Source organism: Hoeflea sp. TYP-13, assembly GCF_040932035.1.
Lineage (GTDB): Bacteria > Pseudomonadota > Alphaproteobacteria > Rhizobiales > Rhizobiaceae > Hoeflea_A.
In genome coordinates this window covers 572165-589290 of the sequence record NZ_JBFRBB010000002.1, presented here as the reverse complement: position 1 = coordinate 589290, position 17126 = coordinate 572165, and the positions used below count along the sequence as shown (strand labels likewise).

At 57.7% G+C, this 17126-nt stretch carries 17 protein-coding genes; 10 read left to right on the top strand and 7 right to left on the bottom strand.

Features of this window, described 5'->3' with window-relative positions:
* Positions 1 to 99: 99 nt before the first annotated feature.
* From ABVT35_RS13110 to ABVT35_RS13095, 4 genes are all read right to left on the bottom strand, one after another.
* Complete coding sequence (locus tag ABVT35_RS13110) at positions 100 to 633, bottom strand: hypothetical protein (protein ID WP_368467027.1); 534 nt, start codon at positions 631 to 633, stop codon at positions 100 to 102.
* Between the two features lie 30 nt (positions 634 to 663).
* Complete coding sequence (gene rpe, locus ABVT35_RS13105; protein WP_368467026.1) at positions 664 to 1341, bottom strand: ribulose-phosphate 3-epimerase; 678 nt, start codon at positions 1339 to 1341, stop codon at positions 664 to 666.
* A gap of 90 nt (positions 1342 to 1431) precedes the next feature.
* Positions 1432 to 2451, bottom strand: a complete 1020-nt coding sequence (locus ABVT35_RS13100; protein WP_368467025.1) for a P1 family peptidase — start codon at positions 2449 to 2451, stop codon at positions 1432 to 1434.
* Positions 2452 to 3597: a branched-chain amino acid ABC transporter substrate-binding protein gene (locus tag ABVT35_RS13095; protein WP_368467024.1), complete on the bottom strand. Its 1146-nt coding sequence runs from the start codon at positions 3595 to 3597 to the stop codon at positions 2452 to 2454.
* Positions 3598 to 3882: 285 nt separating this feature from the next.
* Here ABVT35_RS13095 and ABVT35_RS13090 point away from each other — a divergent pair, with 285 nt between their 5' ends.
* The 6 genes from ABVT35_RS13090 to ABVT35_RS13065 are packed head-to-tail and all read left to right on the top strand — an operon-like array spanning position 3883 to position 9306.
* Complete coding sequence (locus ABVT35_RS13090) at positions 3883 to 4377, top strand: flavin reductase (RefSeq protein ID WP_368467023.1); 495 nt, start codon at positions 3883 to 3885, stop codon at positions 4375 to 4377.
* A 20-nt stretch (positions 4378 to 4397) separates the two neighbouring features.
* Positions 4398 to 5351, top strand: coding sequence for an AAA family ATPase (locus ABVT35_RS13085; protein WP_368467868.1), 954 nt, complete (start codon positions 4398 to 4400; stop codon positions 5349 to 5351).
* 25 nt (positions 5352 to 5376) lie between these two features.
* Positions 5377 to 6618 carry a VWA domain-containing protein gene (locus ABVT35_RS13080; protein WP_368467022.1) on the top strand — a complete coding sequence of 414 codons (1242 nt, stop codon included), beginning with the start codon at positions 5377 to 5379 and terminating at the stop codon, positions 6616 to 6618.
* Positions 6619 to 6637: 19 nt separating this feature from the next.
* Entirely contained in the window at positions 6638 to 6967 is a 330-nt protein-coding gene (locus ABVT35_RS13075) for an XdhC family protein (protein WP_368467021.1), read from the top strand.
* 3 nt (positions 6968 to 6970) lie between these two features.
* On the top strand, positions 6971 to 7663 hold the full coding sequence (locus ABVT35_RS13070) for an XdhC family protein (protein ID WP_368467020.1): 693 nt from the start codon (positions 6971 to 6973) through the stop codon (positions 7661 to 7663).
* Positions 7660 to 9306 (top strand): NTP transferase domain-containing protein, encoded by a 1647-nt coding sequence (locus tag ABVT35_RS13065; protein WP_368467019.1) that lies wholly within the window; start codon positions 7660 to 7662, stop codon positions 9304 to 9306. Before ABVT35_RS13070 ends, ABVT35_RS13065 begins: the two co-directional genes overlap by 4 nt.
* 21 nt (positions 9307 to 9327) lie before the next feature.
* Here ABVT35_RS13065 and ABVT35_RS13060 read toward each other — a convergent pair whose 3' ends face one another.
* The gene (locus ABVT35_RS13060) at positions 9328 to 10527 is read right to left on the bottom strand and encodes a cystathionine beta-lyase (RefSeq protein ID WP_368467018.1); all 1200 of its coding nucleotides are present in this window, start codon (positions 10525 to 10527) and stop codon (positions 9328 to 9330) included.
* A 310-nt stretch (positions 10528 to 10837) separates the two neighbouring features.
* Here ABVT35_RS13060 and ABVT35_RS13055 point away from each other — a divergent pair, with 310 nt between their 5' ends.
* The 4 genes from ABVT35_RS13055 (at position 10838) to ABVT35_RS13040 (ending at position 15400) form a co-directional block, all read left to right on the top strand.
* Positions 10838 to 11860, top strand: a complete 1023-nt coding sequence (locus tag ABVT35_RS13055) for an amino acid ABC transporter substrate-binding protein (RefSeq protein WP_368467017.1) — start codon at positions 10838 to 10840, stop codon at positions 11858 to 11860.
* Positions 11861 to 12002: 142 nt separating this feature from the next.
* Positions 12003 to 13199 carry an amino acid ABC transporter permease gene (locus ABVT35_RS13050; RefSeq protein WP_368467016.1) on the top strand — a complete coding sequence of 399 codons (1197 nt, stop codon included), beginning with the start codon at positions 12003 to 12005 and terminating at the stop codon, positions 13197 to 13199.
* Positions 13200 to 13203: 4 nt separating this feature from the next.
* Positions 13204 to 14583 (top strand): amino acid ABC transporter permease, encoded by a 1380-nt coding sequence (locus tag ABVT35_RS13045; protein ID WP_368467014.1) that lies wholly within the window; start codon positions 13204 to 13206, stop codon positions 14581 to 14583.
* Positions 14584 to 14599: 16 nt separating this feature from the next.
* Positions 14600 to 15400 (top strand): amino acid ABC transporter ATP-binding protein, encoded by an 801-nt coding sequence (locus ABVT35_RS13040; RefSeq protein ID WP_368467012.1) that lies wholly within the window; start codon positions 14600 to 14602, stop codon positions 15398 to 15400.
* Between the two features lie 62 nt (positions 15401 to 15462).
* On the opposite strand, the gene ABVT35_RS13035 is transcribed toward ABVT35_RS13040, so the two are convergent.
* Together ABVT35_RS13035 and ABVT35_RS13030 are read right to left on the bottom strand one after the other, a co-directional pair.
* Entirely contained in the window at positions 15463 to 16641 is a 1179-nt protein-coding gene (locus tag ABVT35_RS13035) for an FAD-dependent monooxygenase (RefSeq protein ID WP_368467010.1), read from the bottom strand.
* 127 nt (positions 16642 to 16768) lie between these two features.
* Positions 16769 to 17014: a zinc-finger domain-containing protein gene (locus ABVT35_RS13030; RefSeq protein ID WP_368467009.1), complete on the bottom strand. Its 246-nt coding sequence runs from the start codon at positions 17012 to 17014 to the stop codon at positions 16769 to 16771.
* Positions 17015 to 17126 lie beyond the last annotated feature (112 nt).

Here is a 17126-nt window from a genome sequence, read left to right as displayed (position 1 = left end):
AATGACACTCACTGGTGATGTCGTTTCAGAGGAATCGGGCGAGGCGATCAACCGCCGTTTGGCCGCATGGCAGCCTGCTAGCAGAAAAAAGCCCCGATCTCAACGCGTCGTTTTGGCCAGCCGGTAACTTGCTGCAACAAGAAAGACCAGACCAAGGGGCATAAAGTTGCGCACGCCGATGACGGCAAACTGATAAAGCGCCGATGCAAGGGTAAAAGCAAGCTGGTAAGCCCAAAGCACAGTTGCAAACTCACCGTGCCACTGGGCATAAAAGCTCCGGTAGATGATCGCGAACAGCCCGGCTGTGACGGCAACAGTCAGGCCCCCAAGGCAGATGAATGCGATGGAAAACCGGGCTTCGGCGCGCCTTTTCCTTGTGAGAAAACCGATGATTACAAGTGCGATGGGAAATGCGAGCGTCCCGCCTGCGAAATAGAGCGCCAGCAGGGCTGTCATATGGGAGGTTAACCCGCCGATCGATATCTGAAGTCCTGCATAGACAGAGAGCGCCATGACCGCGCCCCACAAGGGAGCACCGAAAAGGAACCAGCGGGCGCTCAGTATGCCGGTCTTCGACGTTGCCGAACGCTGCGTTCCTGCACGTGCTGTTTGCGGTGCGGCTTGCCCCTTCAACGGTTCAGGCCCGGACGGCAATTGCGGAGTTTAGCTTCGTGCGGATTCCGCGGCGGCGCGGATAGCGGAAATATTGTCTCTGTAGGCTTCAGCTGTGCCTCCTTTGAAGATCGCCGAGCCGGCCACCAGAGCATTGACACCGGCTGCGGCGGCCAGAGGGGCCGTATCGGCGGTAACGCCGCCGTCGATTTCCAGATCGATCGGCCGGTCGCCGATCATGGCGTTTATGCGCCTGGCTTTTTCCAGAACCGCCGATATGAATTTTTGCCCTCCGAACCCCGGATTGACGCTCATGATTAGGATCAGATCGAGTTCATCGAGGACGTACTCGATCACGTTTTCAGGGGTCGCCGGATTGAGCGACACACCGGCCTTCTTGCCCAGAGCCCTGATTGCCTGCAGCGAGCGGTGGAGATGCGGGCCGGCTTCGGCGTGCACCGTGATGATATCGCAGCCGGCCTTGGCAAAGGCTTCGACATAGGGATCGCACGGTGCAATCATCAGGTGACAGTCAAACACCGCTTTACTGTGCGGACGCAGTGATTTGATGACATCGGGCCCGTAGGAAATGTTGGGGACGAAATGGCCGTCCATGACATCAAGATGGATCCAGTCCGCGCCATTGTCGGTTACATCGCGAACTTCCTGGCCAAGCTTGGAATAGTCCGCTGCAAGAATGGATGGCGCGATCCTGATGGGGCGGTTCATGGTTTACTCCACTGCTCCGGGAATTTTGCGGGGCTTAACACTTCCTGCAGCCGGAGACAATCGGACGGGGCGTCATCGATGCGGCCTGCATTATTTGCCGCCGAATTTCGATTGCCAGGTGGGATTGACGTCGTTCGGTTCCTCGCGGGCTTCGAATACGCCCCGTGCTATTGCCCGTGACATTGTTGCCGCGGCCGCCGCGCACAGGTCCAGAAAGCCATCAACGTCGAGCTTCTTGCCACTCCGGCCCGTTGCAATGGAGAAAATCAGGTCGCCGTCGAAAGGCGTATGCGCCGGCCAGATCGCCCGGGCAAAGCCGTCATGCGCCGAGACCGCAAGACGTTTTGCCTCGGCCTTGGTCAGGACCGCATCGGTTGCAATTGTCGCAATTGTGGTGTTCGCGCCTTCGGGACTGTGCCGCTCGCGGAATTTAATCCGCAGGTCTGTCGTGCTTTCCGGCTGCGGCGAAGGCAGTCCGAGGCCGCCGAACTCGGCGCCGCATTCGAAGGGCGCGGCCCAGAAGTGAGCGCCGCCGCCGACATTTGCCGTACCCACCGAATTGACAGCCACCAGCGCGCCGACCGTCACTCCATTATCGAGCGTGGCGGATGCCGAGCCGAGGCCGCCTTTCAGATCGGCCGTCATCGCGCCGGCGCCGGCGCCTGCGGTTCCGGTAGCAAATTCCCGGGTGGCCTTCGTGGCGGCCTCATATCCGAGCTCGCGATAGGGCGGGTAAAGGCCCCAATCCTTGTTTCCGCCATTTAAGAGGTCGAACAAGATAGCAGCCGGAACGATCGGGATAATATTGGGGCCGATCTCGAAGCCCACACCCTTTTCGCGCAGTGCGGCCTGCACCCCTGAAGCAGCATCGAGGCCGAAGGCAGAGCCGCCAGACAGGACGATCGCATTCACCGTCTCGAGGGTGTTGTGGGGTTCCAGAAGGTCTGTTTCACGGGTGCCGGGTGCGCCGCCGAGCACCTGTACGGACGCCACGGCCGCGTCCTCGCACAGGATTGCCGTTACCCCTGATTTGAGCTCTTGATCCTCAGCGTTTCCGACAAGCAGACCATCGACATCGGTGATTAGATTGCGTGGACCGGTTTTTATCATTCAATTGCTGCCCACAGTGTCTTCACCTCGGGGTCTTTCCGACAGGCTGGCCGGCATGAATGTGCCGTTGTACCAGACCATCAGCTCAAAGGGATTGTCTTTTCGTTCGCCAAAATCGTCGAATTCGATTTTGCCGATGGCCGTAAAAAACTCCTTGCCCGTCAGATGCTCGGCCAATGGGGACGAGGCAATGCTGGAGGCACGTTTGGCCGCCAGCAGGATTTGTCCGGATGCATAGGCCGGAATGCTGTAGCCGCTAATGCTGATCTCGGCATTGTCGAACTGCGAAACGGCGCGTTCGGCGCTCTGCAGAAAACGCGGCTCTGGAAGCGTGACCGCCAGGAAACCATTGGCGAGCGGTGGCTCGCTATCGGCTGCGTTTAGCGCATCGCCGCCAAGAAATGTGAGGTCGAGATCGGCCTCCTTGCTGTCGCGTGCGATCGTTGCTGCGTCCTGCCGGTCGCCACCGACGAATATGTGAGTTGCGCCGGATTTTTCGAGCCTGCGGACAAGGCCGAACTGTTTGTCCTGGGAGGGCCTGAAATTGTCTACAAACACCGGGCTGATGCCTATTTCCTCGAGTCTCAGCCGGACCGATTCCATCAGCTCACGCCCGTAGATCGTTCCGTCTTCTATCAGCGCCAGGGGCTTTCCGAGCCAATCGGTCGAGATCGTCCGGGCGATCATCTTCGCTTCGTCGTCATCGCGCGGGGCAAGGCGATAGAACAGCCAGTTGTTGCGGCTGGCATCTTCGGCGATGATTGCCGAACGCACGCCCAGTGTAATGGCCGGAATGCCGGATGCTGAAAGGACGGGCAGCGCGGTCGCCAGGCTTTCCATGCATAAAAATCCAATGACGGCGTCCACCCCCGCCTCGACAAAGGCGCTTGCCGCGTCTTCGCCCCCGGCCGCATCGCAGGAATCGGGTTCTTCCAATATTTCCGAAATTCCGTTTCCTGAATTCGCGGCGAGAACTTCAATGCCGGAAACGACCTGATCACCCAGAACGGAAAAATTGCCTTCCCGAGGCACCATGATGCCGACCCGAAGGCCTTGACCGTTGTCCTGAGCCGCTGCTGCGGGAGCAAGAAGCTGGATGCCCGCCAAGGCAATCACAGCAACAACGGATGAACGTGCCAGCCTCATCGATTTTCTTCTATACCCCAAAACGCAAACGGTTGTTTCCCCAAGCGATAACAGATCACATAAGCGCTACCAAGTCGAACCTTGCCGAATAGCATGGCATGCATCGATTTGTCCTTAATGCGTATTTCTGTTTCCTGAACGGCCGGACAGCCATAAATAGTATGGTTGGCGCCGCTATAGCGGTGAATCGGACAAGAAAATCGGCAAAATGGTTTCAAAATGCGAAGATGTGTCTATGTATTGCCTGCACGCCGGACGAGATCCGGAAATTGTTGGAGATGATGCGTGTTGAAACGAAAGACGGTTCAGTCGAAGGACTATAGGGATGCCATGGCCCGGTATGTCGGCCATGTGCAGCTCGTGACGACTGAGCACAACGGTATTCGCCGTGGCGTAACGGTCACGGCTGCCTGTTCGGTATCCGACGAACCGCCGATTGTTCTTGTCTGCCTCAACAAATCCAATCCAAACAACAGGATCTTCCTGGAAAGCGGCAATTTCGCCCTTAATACACTGGCCGTTCAACATCAGGCGATGGCGGCAGCGTTTGCCGGATTTGAAAACAAGGATGCCGATGAGCGGTTTGCCATGGGCGAGTGGGACACGATTTCCACCGGATGCCCGACATTGACGGACGCCATGGCTGTATTTGACTGCAATCTGATGGAACACAAGGAATTGGCCACCCATATGGTGCTGTTCGGAGAGGTCGCGGGATTGCGAATCGGCAATGTACAGTCCTCCCTTCTGTTTATGGACCGGGAGTGGCGGAGCCTGTAGCCTGCGTGCGCAAACAGGAAATGCCGGACACACAGCCAAAGGACAAAGCTTTGACCGACAAGCCGAAACCAATTCCAGGCTCCATTGACGAGACGCTGGAGTTGCTGGATGGACAGAATTACGTCGCGAGCCGGGCGTTGGCGACCGTACTGTTCCTGAGCCTGAGAATGCACCGGCCGCTGTTGCTTGAAGGCGAAGCAGGTGTCGGGAAAACCGAAATTGCCAAGGTGCTCTCAAAGGGGCTGAACAGGCCTCTCATCCGGCTTCAGTGCTATGAGGGCCTCGATATTTCGACGGCGGTTTACGAATGGAACTATCCGGCGCAGATGCTGGAAATCAGGATGTCCGAGGCTGCCGGTGAAACGGACCGCGCGGCCATCGAACGCAACATCTTTTCCGATCACTATCTGATACGCCGCCCCGTCTTGCAGGCGCTATCATCAGAAGGTGGCGGTGCACCGATATTCCTGATCGACGAACTGGACCGAACCGATGAGGCGTTCGAGGCCTATCTGCTCGAGTTGCTTTCGGAATATCAGGTCTCGATCCCTGAAATTGGCGTCATCAAGGCGGACGAACCGCCCATCGTGATCATCACCACGAACCGCACGCGTGAAATTCATGACGCGCTGAAGCGGCGCTGCCTCTATCACTGGGTCGATTATCCGAATGCGGCTGCCGAGCTGGAGATCGTCGGGCGAAAGGTGCCTGGATGCAATGCGGAGCTTTCAAAGCAGCTTGTCGGCTATGTGCAAAAGCTCAGGACGCTCGATCTCTTCAAGAACCCGGGCGTTGCAGAAACGATCGACTGGGCGACAGCGCTGACCGAACTCGACAGCGTTGCACTCGACCCCGAAGTGATTTCGGACACGATCGGTACCTTGCTGAAATATCAGGATGACATCGCCCGTATCGAAGAGGGTGAAGGCAGGAAGCTTCTGGAAGAGTTGAAGTCAGAGCTGGCGACGGCCTGAGGACCGACTGATCCGGAAACGGAGGATGAATCTGGGTAGCGTTACCGGCATAGAAAAGCACACACCACCAGATGGACGGTTGGCCGACAATATCGTCTATTTCGCCCGTGCCTTGCGGCGCGCCGGGATGCGCGTCGGGCCGGCTGCGGTGACCGAGGCTGTCGAGGCGGTGATGATTGCTGGTATCGGCTCGCGCGAGGATTTCTACTGGACGCTGCACTCGGTCTTCGTCAACCGGCATGAGGACCACGCCGTTTTTGATGAGGCATTTCGCCTCTACTGGCGCTCGCGCGATCTGATTGAAAAGATGATCGCGATGTTTTCTCCGGTGGCGCTGGAGCGACCCGATAAGGAAAAACAGCGGGCCGGCGAAACGCGCGCCAGCCAGGCATTGCAGAACAAGGATGTGCGGCGTCCCGAAAAAGACGAGCCGGAAATCGAGATCGATGCGCGCTTCACCAGCTCCGGCAACGAAGTGCTGCGCCAGATGGATTTCGCCCAGATGACGGCGGAAGAGATTGCCCAGGCGAAGCAGGCGCTCACGCATCTGATCCTGCCGCACGACCGCGTCAGGACCCGCCGCTTCAAGCCAAGCCACCGTCCTAAGACCGTTGATCCACGTGCCACTATGCGGATGTCTCTGAAGACCGGAGGCTCGCTCATCCTGCCGCGCTTTCGCGAACACAAAACAGTGCATCCACCGCTTGTCGTTTTGGCGGACATTTCGGGATCGATGAGCCAGTACACGCGGGTTTTCCTGCATTTTCTACATGTGCTGACGGAGAAGCGCCGCCGTGTGCATACATTCCTGTTTGGAACCCGGCTAACGAATGTTACGCGGCAGATGCGTCATCGTGACCCGGATGAGGCGCTGGCGGAATGCGCGTCGGCGGTGCAGGATTGGTCAGGTGGAACCCGCATTTCTGAAGCGCTGCGCGAATTCAACCGCCTCTGGTCGCGAAGGGTGTTGTCGCAGGGCGCCATCGTTCTTTTGATCAGCGACGGGCTGGAACGCGAAAGCGTCGATGACCTGCCTCAGCAGATGGAAAGGCTTCACAAATCCTGCCGGCGCCTTATCTGGCTGAATCCGTTGTTGCGGTTTGAGGGCTTTGAGGCAAAAGCCATGGGCGTGCGGGCTATGCTGCCGCATGTCGATGAATTCCGGCCCGTGCACAACCTTGAAGCCCTGTCCGATCTCGTGGCGGCATTTGAGGGTGATGAACGCGGCAATACCGATCCGAGGCGGTTCCTGAGCGCGACGGGTTAAAAACTAGGAGGCCGAACCGATGACAGAAACTGGCGAAACACTCGATCCGCTGACGATTGCCGAACGCTGGGCAGGCGAGGGGCGGGACGTGGCCGTTGCCACCGTTGTTGAGACCTGGGGATCCGCGCCACGTCCGGTTGGCAGCCACCTCGTCATTGACGGGGAGGGCAATTTTCACGGTTCAGTGTCCGGTGGGTGCGTTGAAGGTGCGGTTGTCAGCGAAGCAACCGACATCATAGCGGACGGCAAACCGCGCATGCTTGAATTCGGGGTGGCAGACGAAACAGCCTGGGAAGTCGGCCTTTCCTGCGGCGGGCGCATCCGTGTTTATGTCGAAAGGCTGGGGTGAGCGGTGGATCTTGATCTTCTCAAACAACTGAATGTCGAGCGCGAAGCACGCAGAGCGGCCATCCTTGTAACCGACCTGGAAGACGGAAGCGGCCGTCTCGTGCGGGAAGGCGACAGTGTCACCGGTGATTTGGCTTCCGCAGTCGAACGGGGCTTTCGGACCGGCAAATCGGCTGCGGTTGAATCCGGTGGGCGTAGCTTTTTCCTCAATGTCCACGTGCCGCCGGCGCGGCTGTTTGTTATCGGGGCGGTTCATATTTCTCAGGCGCTAGCACCGATGGCGCGCATTGCCGGATTTGACATGCGGGTGATCGATCCGAGGACCGCCTTTGCGACGGAAGAGCGGTTCGCCAATGTAGAGCTGCTGGCCGAATGGCCCGATGAGGTGCTGGAGCGCCAGCCGCTCGATGCCTATACCGCGCTTGCAGCCGTTACACACGATCCGAAGATCGACGATTATCCATTGAAGGCGGCGCTGGAAGCCGGAAGCTTCTATGTCGGGGCGCTCGGCAGCCGCAAGACCCACGCCAAGCGCGTCGAGCGTCTCAAGGAACAGGGTGTCAGTGACGAGCAGATCGCCCGCATCGCGTCGCCCATCGGGCTCGATATCGGAGCGGCGAGCCCGCAGGAGATTGCGGTCGCGATCCTGGCCGAGATCATAGAGGCGCTGCGTAAACGACAGGTGGCGGTCAATTGAAGTTCGGACCGGTCGATACGGAAGCGGCGCTTGGCGCCATCCTCGCGCATTCACTGATCGTTGGAAAACTGCGGCTGAAAAAGGGGCGCATTCTCAATCAGGATGATCTGGCGGCGTTGAAAAACGCTGGTGTCACGGAGATTGTCGCCGCCCGGCTGGAAGAGGGCGACGTGGGTGAAGACGAAGCCGCCGCCCGGCTTGGAGAAGCGCTGGCTCCAAACAATATAAGGGCCGGGGCTGCGGCGACCGGGCGTGTCAATCTGTTCGCACGCGAGAACGGCCTCTTTCGTGCCGATAAAGCGCTGGTAGACCGTTTCAACCGCATCGATCCATCAATTACCCTGGCGACCCTGGATAACAACGCGCAAGTCGCCGCCGGCGATATGGTCGCGACGATCAAGATAATCCCGTTGGCCGTTCCCAGCGATAGTCTGCGCCGCGCTGTCGAAGCTGTTGCAACCCCGGGCATCATTGCAATGCAGCCGTTTTCGCCTGCACGGGTTGGATTGGTGGCAACTGTGCTTCCGTCTCTCAAACCCTCCGTCATGGATAAAACTGCCAGGCTGCTGCAGGAACGGCTTAATGCGTCGGGCAGCACAATCGTAACGGAAAAAAGAGTTGCGCATAATGACGCCGCCGTTGGCGAGGCGGTCTCGGAACTTGCCGGCGATTGCGATCTGATCGTAGCTTTCGGTGCTTCGGCGATCGTTGATGCTGAGGATGTCATACCATCGGGCATTGTTCAGGCCGGAGGGGTTGTCGACCATGTCGGGATGCCTGTGGATCCTGGTAATCTCCTTGTGCTTGGGTATGTCGGAAATGTGCCGGTCATCGGTGCGCCCGGTTGCGCGCGCAGCCCCAAGGAGAATGGGTTTGACTGGGTGCTTGCGCGTATATTGTCCGGCGACACTCCAACGTCCGACACGATCACGACAATGGGGGTTGGCGGTCTCCTGAAAGAAATTCCGAGCCGGCCGCAGCCGAGGCTCGCCGGCGAACCCGCTACAACAAAGGACCTGCCGGTGGAAATCATCGTTCTTGCAGCCGGGCGGGCCAGCCGCATGAGTTCGGCTACGCATAAAGAGGATGAAGGCTTGGTGCCGCACAAACTGCTGGCCGAGTTCGATGGCGTGCCGCTAGTGCGCAGGTCATGCGAAACAGCGATCGCCAGTAATGGTGGCTCAGTACACGCCGTTACAGGTTACCGCAGCCCGGAAATGTCGGCAGCGCTTGAGGGGCTCGACGTCAATATCGTCGACAATCCCGATTTCGACGAGGGCATGGCGTCATCCCTTCGCTGTGGTATTGCCGCCGTCGGTCCAGAAGCTGCAGGCGCTCTTGTCATGCTTGCCGATATGCCTGCGATCAGGACGGAACATCTTTCAGCGATGATCGACGCGTTCAGGAAGGTGGGCGGACAGGCGATCGTGCGCGCTGCCAGCGGCGAGGTGCGCGGCAACCCGGTGATCCTGCCTCGCGAGACTTTCGATTCGGTTCTGCGGCTGGAGGGCGATGTCGGCGCCCGGCAGATCATTACGTCGGCAGGACTGCCTGTCATCGATGTCGATATTGGCGATGCTGCGCTATTGGACGTCGATACTAGGCAGGCGGTGCTCGATGCGGGCGGTGTTCTTAAAGCGTGATTCCGATCGTGGCGCCTAGGATCAGGCCGAGGCAATGTCGTTTGCCGCTGAAAGTCCGCGCTCTATGTCAGCGAGCAGGTCCGCCGTGTCTTCAAGCCCTATCTGAAGGCGGATGACCGGCCCTTCTTGCGGCCCGGTGGCGATTGTCCGGTCCTTGAGCGAGACCCTGACGGCAAGGCTCTCATAACCGCCCCAGGAATAGCCCAGGCCAAAAATCTGCAGCGCATCGAGGAATGCATGCGATTTCCTGCGCCACAGATCGCGCGACGGGCCGCCATCCAGCACAAAGGAAAACAGGCCGCTGGAGCCCTTGAAGTCACGCTTCCATAAATCGTGGCCCGGAAAATCGGACAGAGCAGGGTGCAGGACGTCGATAACGCCGGCCATACCCTTCATCTTCTGGGCAATTTCCAGTGCTGATTTCTGGTGATGCGCGAGCCGCACACCCATGGTGCGCAGACCTCTGAGCACCTGATAGCTTTCGTTTGGATTGCCGCAGACGCCGAGATTCGTTTGCGCATCTTCCAGTTGCTGCCAGTGTTTTTCGTTGGCCGAAACAAGCCCGAGCAGCACGTCGGCGTGGCCGCCTGGATATTTCGTGGCCGCATGAATGCTGATATCGACACCGAAGTCGAGCGCCTTGAAATAAATCGGGGTTGCCCAGGTGTTGTCCATCATGACCACCGCATCGTGTTTGTGCGCAGCTGCGGCGATGGCCGGGATATCCTGTATCTCCATCGTGTTCGAACCGGGTGATTCGGTGAAGACGACTTTTGTGTTCGGTTTGATCAATGCTTCGATGCCGGCACCGATCAGCGGGTCGTAGTAGGATATTTCCACGCCGAGGTTCAGCAGCATCGTGTCGCAAAACCGGCGGGTGGGAAAATAGACCGAATCGACCATGAGCAGATGGTCTCCCGACTTGAGGAATGCAAGCAGCGGAACGGTTACGGCCGCAAGACCGGAAGGCACGATGATAGTTCCGGCCGATCCCTCAAGTCCGTCGACTGCGCCCGCCAGCGCATCTGTTGTCGGTGTTCCGTGGGTTCCGTATGTGTATTTCTGGTCGCCGCTTTCCATCGTTGCACAATCGGGGAACAGCACCGTTGAGGCGTGAACAACCGGCGGATTAACAAATCCGAAGAAGTCATGCGGGTCATTGCCCGAGTGCGCGAGCTTCGTATTGACACCCCAATTCGACCCGTCTTTTGCCTTAGTCATATTCAAATCCCGTTGTGCCTCATCCAAATGGCCGGTGTACAACTTTGGTTGTAGGTGTTCAAAGGGCAAGATGGCCATTGGGTCCAAAAAATTGAAAATAATGTTCAATTTCGCCCTGCTTGATGCGCGGTTTAACCAAATTGCGCAGGAAATGTCGGAATTTGGACATAAGCACTTGACCGCAGCGCTGATTTGGGAATGTGATAGCGGCGTCGAAAGCACGAGATGGGGAGGGCGGAGCCTTCAGGTTCCGGCGTGCCCTGCGTGCTTATGGGAGTGATACACAGGGCAACAGAAAAGGTTGTATACAATGACAAGAAAAATCCTGTCGGCGATCGTCGGCACTGCAGTTTTGGGCCTCTCGGCCGGAGCTGCATCGGCTGCGACGCTGGACGACGTTAAAGGAAAAGGCTCAGTGCAATGCGGCGTGAGCCAGGGGCTGCCCGGCTTCTCAAACCCGGATCAGGACGGCAACTGGTCTGGCCTGGATGTTGATTTCTGCCGCGCTGTCGCTGCGGCAATTTTTGGGGACGCATCAAAGGTCAAATTCACACCGCTGTCGGCTAAAGAGCGATTTACTGCGCTTCAGTCCGGTGACGTGGATGTGCTGTCCCGCAACACCACGTGGACCATGAGCCGCGACACGGCTCTGGGCCTGAACTTCTCTGTCGTCAATTATTATGACGGTCAGGGTTTCATGGTTCGCAAGGACATGGGCATCAGCTCAGCGCTGCAGCTTTCGGGTGCATCGATCTGCACCAATACCGGCACGACGACGGAATTGAACGTCGCCGACTATTTCCGTGCTAACAAGATGGAATACGAGCTCGTTGCCTTTGAAAAGGCCGACGAAGTTGTTGCCGCTTACGATGCCGGCCGCTGCGACGTCTACACGACTGACCAGTCCGGCCTTTATGCTCAGCGTCTTAAGCTGACGGATCCGGCTGCACACGTCGTTCTTCCGGAAATCATCTCCAAAGAGCCGCTCGGGCCGGTTGTCCGCCAGGGCGACGACCAGTGGCTGAACATCATCAAGTGGACCCATTTTGCAATGCTGAACGCTGAGGAACTCGGTGTCACGTCCGCAAATGTCGACGAGATGAAGAACAGCGACAACCCGTCCGTCAAGCGCCTGCTTGGCACCGAAGGTGAATTCGGTGGCGCCATCGGCCTCGGCAATGACTGGGCCTACAACATCATCAAAGGCGTTGGTAACTACGGCGAAGCCTTTGACAGGAATGTCGGTCCGGACACGCCACTTGCAATCGCCCGCGGCGTGAATGCGCTGTGGACGCAGGAAGGCGGCCTGCAATACGGTCCGCCGATCCGATAGGAAAGACGTATTCTGCCCGGCAATCCATGTTGCCGGGCAGTTTCTTTCAAGAATAACGAACGATCCGCCGACAAGGTGGACGTGGGGAATGTAAAGGCCCTGTCACCCCGGCTTCGGTGTGGCACGGGTGGGAGATTTCAAAATGGCTCTGCAAGACGTTTCACAGGACGTCGGTCAGCCAAAGGTTGCCATATTCAACGATCCAAAAGTGCGCGGCTGGGTTTACCAGGTCGTGCTGCTTGTGGTGATCGTTTATCTGGTCGTCGTTGGTGTCCAGAACATGTTCGCCAACCTGGCAGCACAGAACATCGCTTCTGGCTTCGGGTTTATCGGACGCAATGCGGGATTCGCGATCAGCCAATCCATGCTGGAATACAATCAGGCTGAATCGAGTTATGGCAAGGTCTATGTCGTCGGGCTTTTGAACACGATATCGATTGCGTTCATTGGCGTGTTGCTCGCAACGATCCTTGGATTCATCATCGGCATTGCACGCCTGTCGCAGAACTTTGTCGTCCGCTCGGTTGCGACGATTTATGTCGAGACGTTCCGCAATATTCCACTGCTTCTACACATTTTCATCTGGTATTTCGGTGTTCTGCGCCTGTTGCCGCACCCGCGGAGCAGTGCTGATTTGGGGCTGCTTGGCCTTTTGAACAATCGCGGCTGGTTTGCACCCAAGCCGATCCCTGAGGATCTGTTTTTTATAACGGCGATAACGTTCGTCATCGGCATTGTCCTGACGTTCTTCATCTCCGGTTGGGCACGCCAGCGCCAGGCGAAAACCGGCCAGCAGTTTCCGGTCTTCATGACCGGCCTCGGGCTGATCATCGGACTGCCCGCAGTTATTTTCCTCGTTACCGGATTGCCGCTGGTCTTCGATTATCCGGTGGCAGGTGCTTTTCGTCCGAGCGGCGGAATGACCATCATTCCCGAATTCATCGCCATGCTTCTGGCGCTGTCGACCTATACAGCGGCCTTTATCGCCGAAATTGTCCGGGCTGGAATTCTGGCGGTCGACAAGGGGCAGACGGAGGCGGCGCATGCGCTCGGTCTTCGCTCAGGTCCGACCCTGCGCCTGGTGATTATTCCGCAGGCAATGCGGGTGATCATTCCGCCTTTGACGAGCCAGTATCTGAACCTGACGAAAAACTCGTCCCTGGCTGTGGCGATCGCATATCCAGACCTCGTCTCGGTGTTTGCCGGAACCGCGCTGAACCAGACCGGCCAGGCCGTCGAGATCCTCGGCATGACCATGCTGACTTATCTCGGCCTGTCGCTTCTGACCTCGGCTTTCATGAACTGGTACAACGCCCGAATGGCGCTGGTGGAGAGGTAGGACCATGGCAGATTCAGCTAACAACTCCTCCGTCGCCTATGTTCGGGACAACATTCTTGAAGAATCCGCGGCGCCGAGCAGTGCCGTGGGACCGATCCACTGGTTACGTGCCAACCTGTTTTCCAACTGGGTCAACTCGGTTCTGACCATCCTGGTCATCTACATATTGTATGTGATCATTCCGCCGCTTATCAGCTTCGCTTTTGTCGAATCGGTCTGGACCGGCGCCAACCGCGAAGCCTGTGCCACGGAAGCGCAGGGCGGCTTGAGGCCGGACGGATGGTTTGGGGCCTGCTGGGCTTATACCGATGCCTATTTCAACCAGTTTATCTATGGGCGCTATCCGGACGCGGAACAATGGCGGGTCAACATCGTCTTTGTCATGTTCTTTGGCGGGCTTGCACCGCTTCTGATCCCTTCCGTGCCTTTCAAGCAGGCGAACATCATCTTCCTGAGCGTGATATTCCCGGTTGCGACCTTTATCCTGCTGACCGGCGGCAATCTTCACTATAGCGGCTTCCTGCTGCCGGATGCCGTCATGGCCCCGTCGGCTGCCAGGTTCTGGGTCGACTATGTGATTTTGACGCTCGTCATTCTTGCCATTGGCCTGGGTATTGCGAGGGGGACGCATTCAGATCCAATGCCGACGCTGAAGACGGTACTCGGCTTCATGGCAGGGCTGGCAATTGTCCTCGCTCTGTTTGCTGTGCCGTTTGGCCTTCAGTCCATCGAAACGGACCGCTGGGGCGGATTGCTGGTGACGTTGGTCATTGCAATTACAGGCATCGCCGTATCGCTGCCGATCGGCATTGCTCTGGCGCTCGGGCGGCGTTCCAACATGCCCATCGTCAAGCTGTTCTCGGTGGTGTTCATCGAGTTCTGGCGTGGTGTGCCGTTGATCACGGTCCTTTTCATGTCGTCGGTGATGCTGCCGCTGTTCCTGCCCGAAGGGGTGCATTTCGACAAATTGCTGAGGGCCCTGATCGGTGTGGCAATGTTCTCCGCCGCCTACATGGCCGAGGTTGTGCGCGGCGGCCTGCAGGCCATTCCAAAGGGGCAATATGAAGGGGCCATGGCGCTCGGCCTGGGCTTCGGTCAGATGATGCGGATGATTATTCTGCCGCAGGCTTTGACCCTGGTCATACCGGGAATCGTCAACACCTTTATCGGCCTTTTCAAGGATACGACGCTGGTGCTGATTATCGGCCTGTTCGATTTCCTCGGTCAGATCCAGTCGAGCTTCACGGATCCCACCTGGGCGTCGCCGGTGCAGTTGCTCACGGGCTACATGTTCGCAGCATTTGTCTACTTTTGCTTCTGCTTCGGCATGTCACGTTATTCAGCATATATGGAACGCCGGCTCGATACCGGTCACAAATCATAATTAGGGGAAGAGCGCTATGTCAGAAGACGCTGCTCACGAAGTAGAAGTAGAAGCCGACCGGTCAAAGATGAAGGTGTCCGAAACGGATGTCGCCATTGAGATTACCAACATGAACAAGTGGTACGGTGATTTTCACGTTTTGAGGGACATAAATCTCAAGGTCATGCAGGGCGAGCGGATCGTTGTGGCGGGTCCGTCGGGCTCTGGAAAATCGACCATGATCCGGTGTATCAACCGGTTGGAAGAACACCAGAAGGGCACGATCGTCGTCGATGGCATCGAGCTGACGAATGATCTGAAAAAGATCGACGAAGTGCGCCGGGAAGTTGGCATGGTGTTCCAGCACTTCAATCTGTTTCCGCATCTGACCATACTTGAAAACTGCACACTGGCGCCGATCTGGGTTCGCAAGATGCCCAAGAAAGAAGCCGAGGATGTTGCCATGCATTTCCTCGAGCGCGTGAAAATCCCGGAGCAGGCACACAAGTTCCCGGGGCAGCTTTCCGGTGGGCAGCAGCAGCGCGTCGCCATTGCACGCTCGCTTTGCATGAATCCGAGGATCATGTTGTTTGACGAGCCCACATCGGCGCTTGATCCGGAAATGATCAAGGAGGTGCTCGACACCATGGTGGGCCTTGCCGAGGAAGGCATGACCATGATCTGCGTAACCCACGAAATGGGTTTTGCCCGTCAGGTTGCCAACCGCGTCATCTTCATGGACCAGGGCCAGATTGTTGAACAGAACGAGCCCGGCGAGTTCTTCGACAATCCCCAGCATGAGCGTACGAAGCTCTTCCTGAGCCAGATTCTGCACTAGCGGACGCCAGGTGTTGCAATCAATCTAAACTGGCCGGCTCCGCGCCGGCCAATTTCGTTGGTTCAAAGTTGTGAAAGATCGGTCGCGTCGTAACCGTAGAGCCAGTCGAGGTCGGATGCCAGCGTCTCCGGCGTCCGCATAGACAGGATCAGGTTTCTGGCGATCCGGGCCGGGCCTTTTGCGTGATAGGCAAACTTGTTGAAATCACCCCGCTTTCGAACGCGCGCGATCCGTGGGATTCTCAGCGCATCGAACATCGGCATCATATCGTCTGTGTTGCCATTCGCGGCGTCGAAGCACGCCGCAAGCGCGCAGGCATCTTCGATAGCCATTGCGGCTCCTTGTGCAGCGTGCGGTGTCATGGCGTGGGCAGCATCGCCGATGAGAGCCGTTTTACGGCCGGCTGTGTAGCACGTGTTCCTGACTTCAAAGAGTGGCCAGAAGCGCCACGACACGTTGCCGAGGGCATTGAGAATTGCTTTGTTCCAGCCGCCAAACAGCGCGCGCAGTTCCTCGACGTTGCCTTCGTTGTCCCAATTGCGGCCCGTTACCTTGCCTGGTGTGATCGCCACGGCGTTAACGACGCCGCGATGACCGAGGGGATAGGTTACCAGATGTGTATCGGGCGCAAGGAATGCGTTCACGTGGTCAGGGTTTTTCAGGGCTGGCAGATCACCGGGATTCAACAGCCCGCGCCAGGCGATCGATCCTGAAAAAGTTGCGGAAGGGGCGTTGGGCACCATCCTCCGCATGGCCGACCACACGCCGTCCGCACCAACAACCAAATCCGGTTCAGCGCCCATCGCCCTCGTCAGCAATGCCAGGAGTTGAGGTTCGGACTCCGCCACAATGGATCTGTCCAGATGCAGCGTACACAGCGCATCCGCGTTGACGGCATCGGCCAGCAGTTTTTGAAGATCAGCGCGATGGATGACGCCATAGGCCGCATCCCAACGCCGGCGGGCAAACCCGCCAGCCGGTATTTCGCACAAGGTCTGCAGATCTATGCCCGACAATAGCGACAATCTGGGTGGCTCGACCATGACTGCTGAAAGCTGGTCTCCGATTTCCAGATCGTGGATCAACCGCGTGACGTTGGGCGACAATTGAAGCCCGGCGCCTACCTCGTCCAACGTCTGGCTGGCTTCAAAAATATCCACCTTATACCCGCGCCGGGCAAAGGCGATCGCTGCGCACAATCCGGCGATTCCGGCGCCGACAACGACAATTCTGGGTTGCATCACGTGTGTGCTAGCTCACTATGCATGATCGGAAGCGCAGTCGAATAGACCGTATTCCAGGCTCTGGCGAGCCTAGCAAAAGACATAAACGGCCGCCAGCGGAGATGGCTGGCTTTTCGAATTGTCCTTAGTCGGTCTCTGTCGAAAAAGTGCACCCGTCCGGCTGGGTCTGATCGGCCGCGAGCTCGCCATTGTGCTTGTAAAGTGTTGAGCAATAGGGACAAATTATCTCGTTGTCGTCGCCCATGTCCAAATATTCATGGGGATGATCGAACGGCGTGTTTGCGCCAACACACATGAATTCTCTGACGCCGACCTCGATAGAGGGATGCCCGGCGTCATTCTGGAAATGCGGGATAGTGTGCCCGGCCATTTCGATACTCCAAAATCAATGTAATTCAGGCGGAACATATACGCACGGTTGTCAATTGTGTAGAGAAATTTGGCAGTCATATACGACTTTTTCCCCCGTTTTGACTGTATTT

What these genes read in the sequence shown, in the direction of transcription:
- ABVT35_RS13050 (WP_368467016.1), top strand. Translation starts at nt 12,003, where the DNA reads ATGGCTCTGCAAGACGTTTCACAGGACGTCGGTCAGCCAAAGGTTGCC.
- ABVT35_RS13095 (WP_368467024.1), bottom strand. Translation starts at nt 3,597, where the DNA reads ATGAGGCTGGCACGTTCATCCGTTGTTGCTGTGATTGCCTTGGCGGGC.
- rpe (WP_368467026.1), bottom strand. Translation starts at nt 1,341, where the DNA reads ATGAACCGCCCCATCAGGATCGCGCCATCCATTCTTGCAGCGGACTAT.
- ABVT35_RS13085 (WP_368467868.1), top strand. Translation starts at nt 4,398, where the DNA reads ATGCCGGACACACAGCCAAAGGACAAAGCTTTGACCGACAAGCCGAAA.
- ABVT35_RS13075 (WP_368467021.1), top strand. Translation starts at nt 6,638, where the DNA reads ATGACAGAAACTGGCGAAACACTCGATCCGCTGACGATTGCCGAACGC.
- ABVT35_RS13100 (WP_368467025.1), bottom strand. Translation starts at nt 2,451, where the DNA reads ATGATAAAAACCGGTCCACGCAATCTAATCACCGATGTCGATGGTCTG.
- ABVT35_RS13030 (WP_368467009.1), bottom strand. Translation starts at nt 17,014, where the DNA reads ATGGCCGGGCACACTATCCCGCATTTCCAGAATGACGCCGGGCATCCC.
- ABVT35_RS13055 (WP_368467017.1), top strand. Translation starts at nt 10,838, where the DNA reads ATGACAAGAAAAATCCTGTCGGCGATCGTCGGCACTGCAGTTTTGGGC.
- ABVT35_RS13045 (WP_368467014.1), top strand. Translation starts at nt 13,204, where the DNA reads ATGGCAGATTCAGCTAACAACTCCTCCGTCGCCTATGTTCGGGACAAC.
- ABVT35_RS13080 (WP_368467022.1), top strand. Translation starts at nt 5,377, where the DNA reads ATGAATCTGGGTAGCGTTACCGGCATAGAAAAGCACACACCACCAGAT.
- ABVT35_RS13060 (WP_368467018.1), bottom strand. Translation starts at nt 10,527, where the DNA reads ATGACTAAGGCAAAAGACGGGTCGAATTGGGGTGTCAATACGAAGCTC.
- ABVT35_RS13035 (WP_368467010.1), bottom strand. Translation starts at nt 16,641, where the DNA reads ATGCAACCCAGAATTGTCGTTGTCGGCGCCGGAATCGCCGGATTGTGC.
- ABVT35_RS13040 (WP_368467012.1), top strand. Translation starts at nt 14,600, where the DNA reads ATGTCAGAAGACGCTGCTCACGAAGTAGAAGTAGAAGCCGACCGGTCA.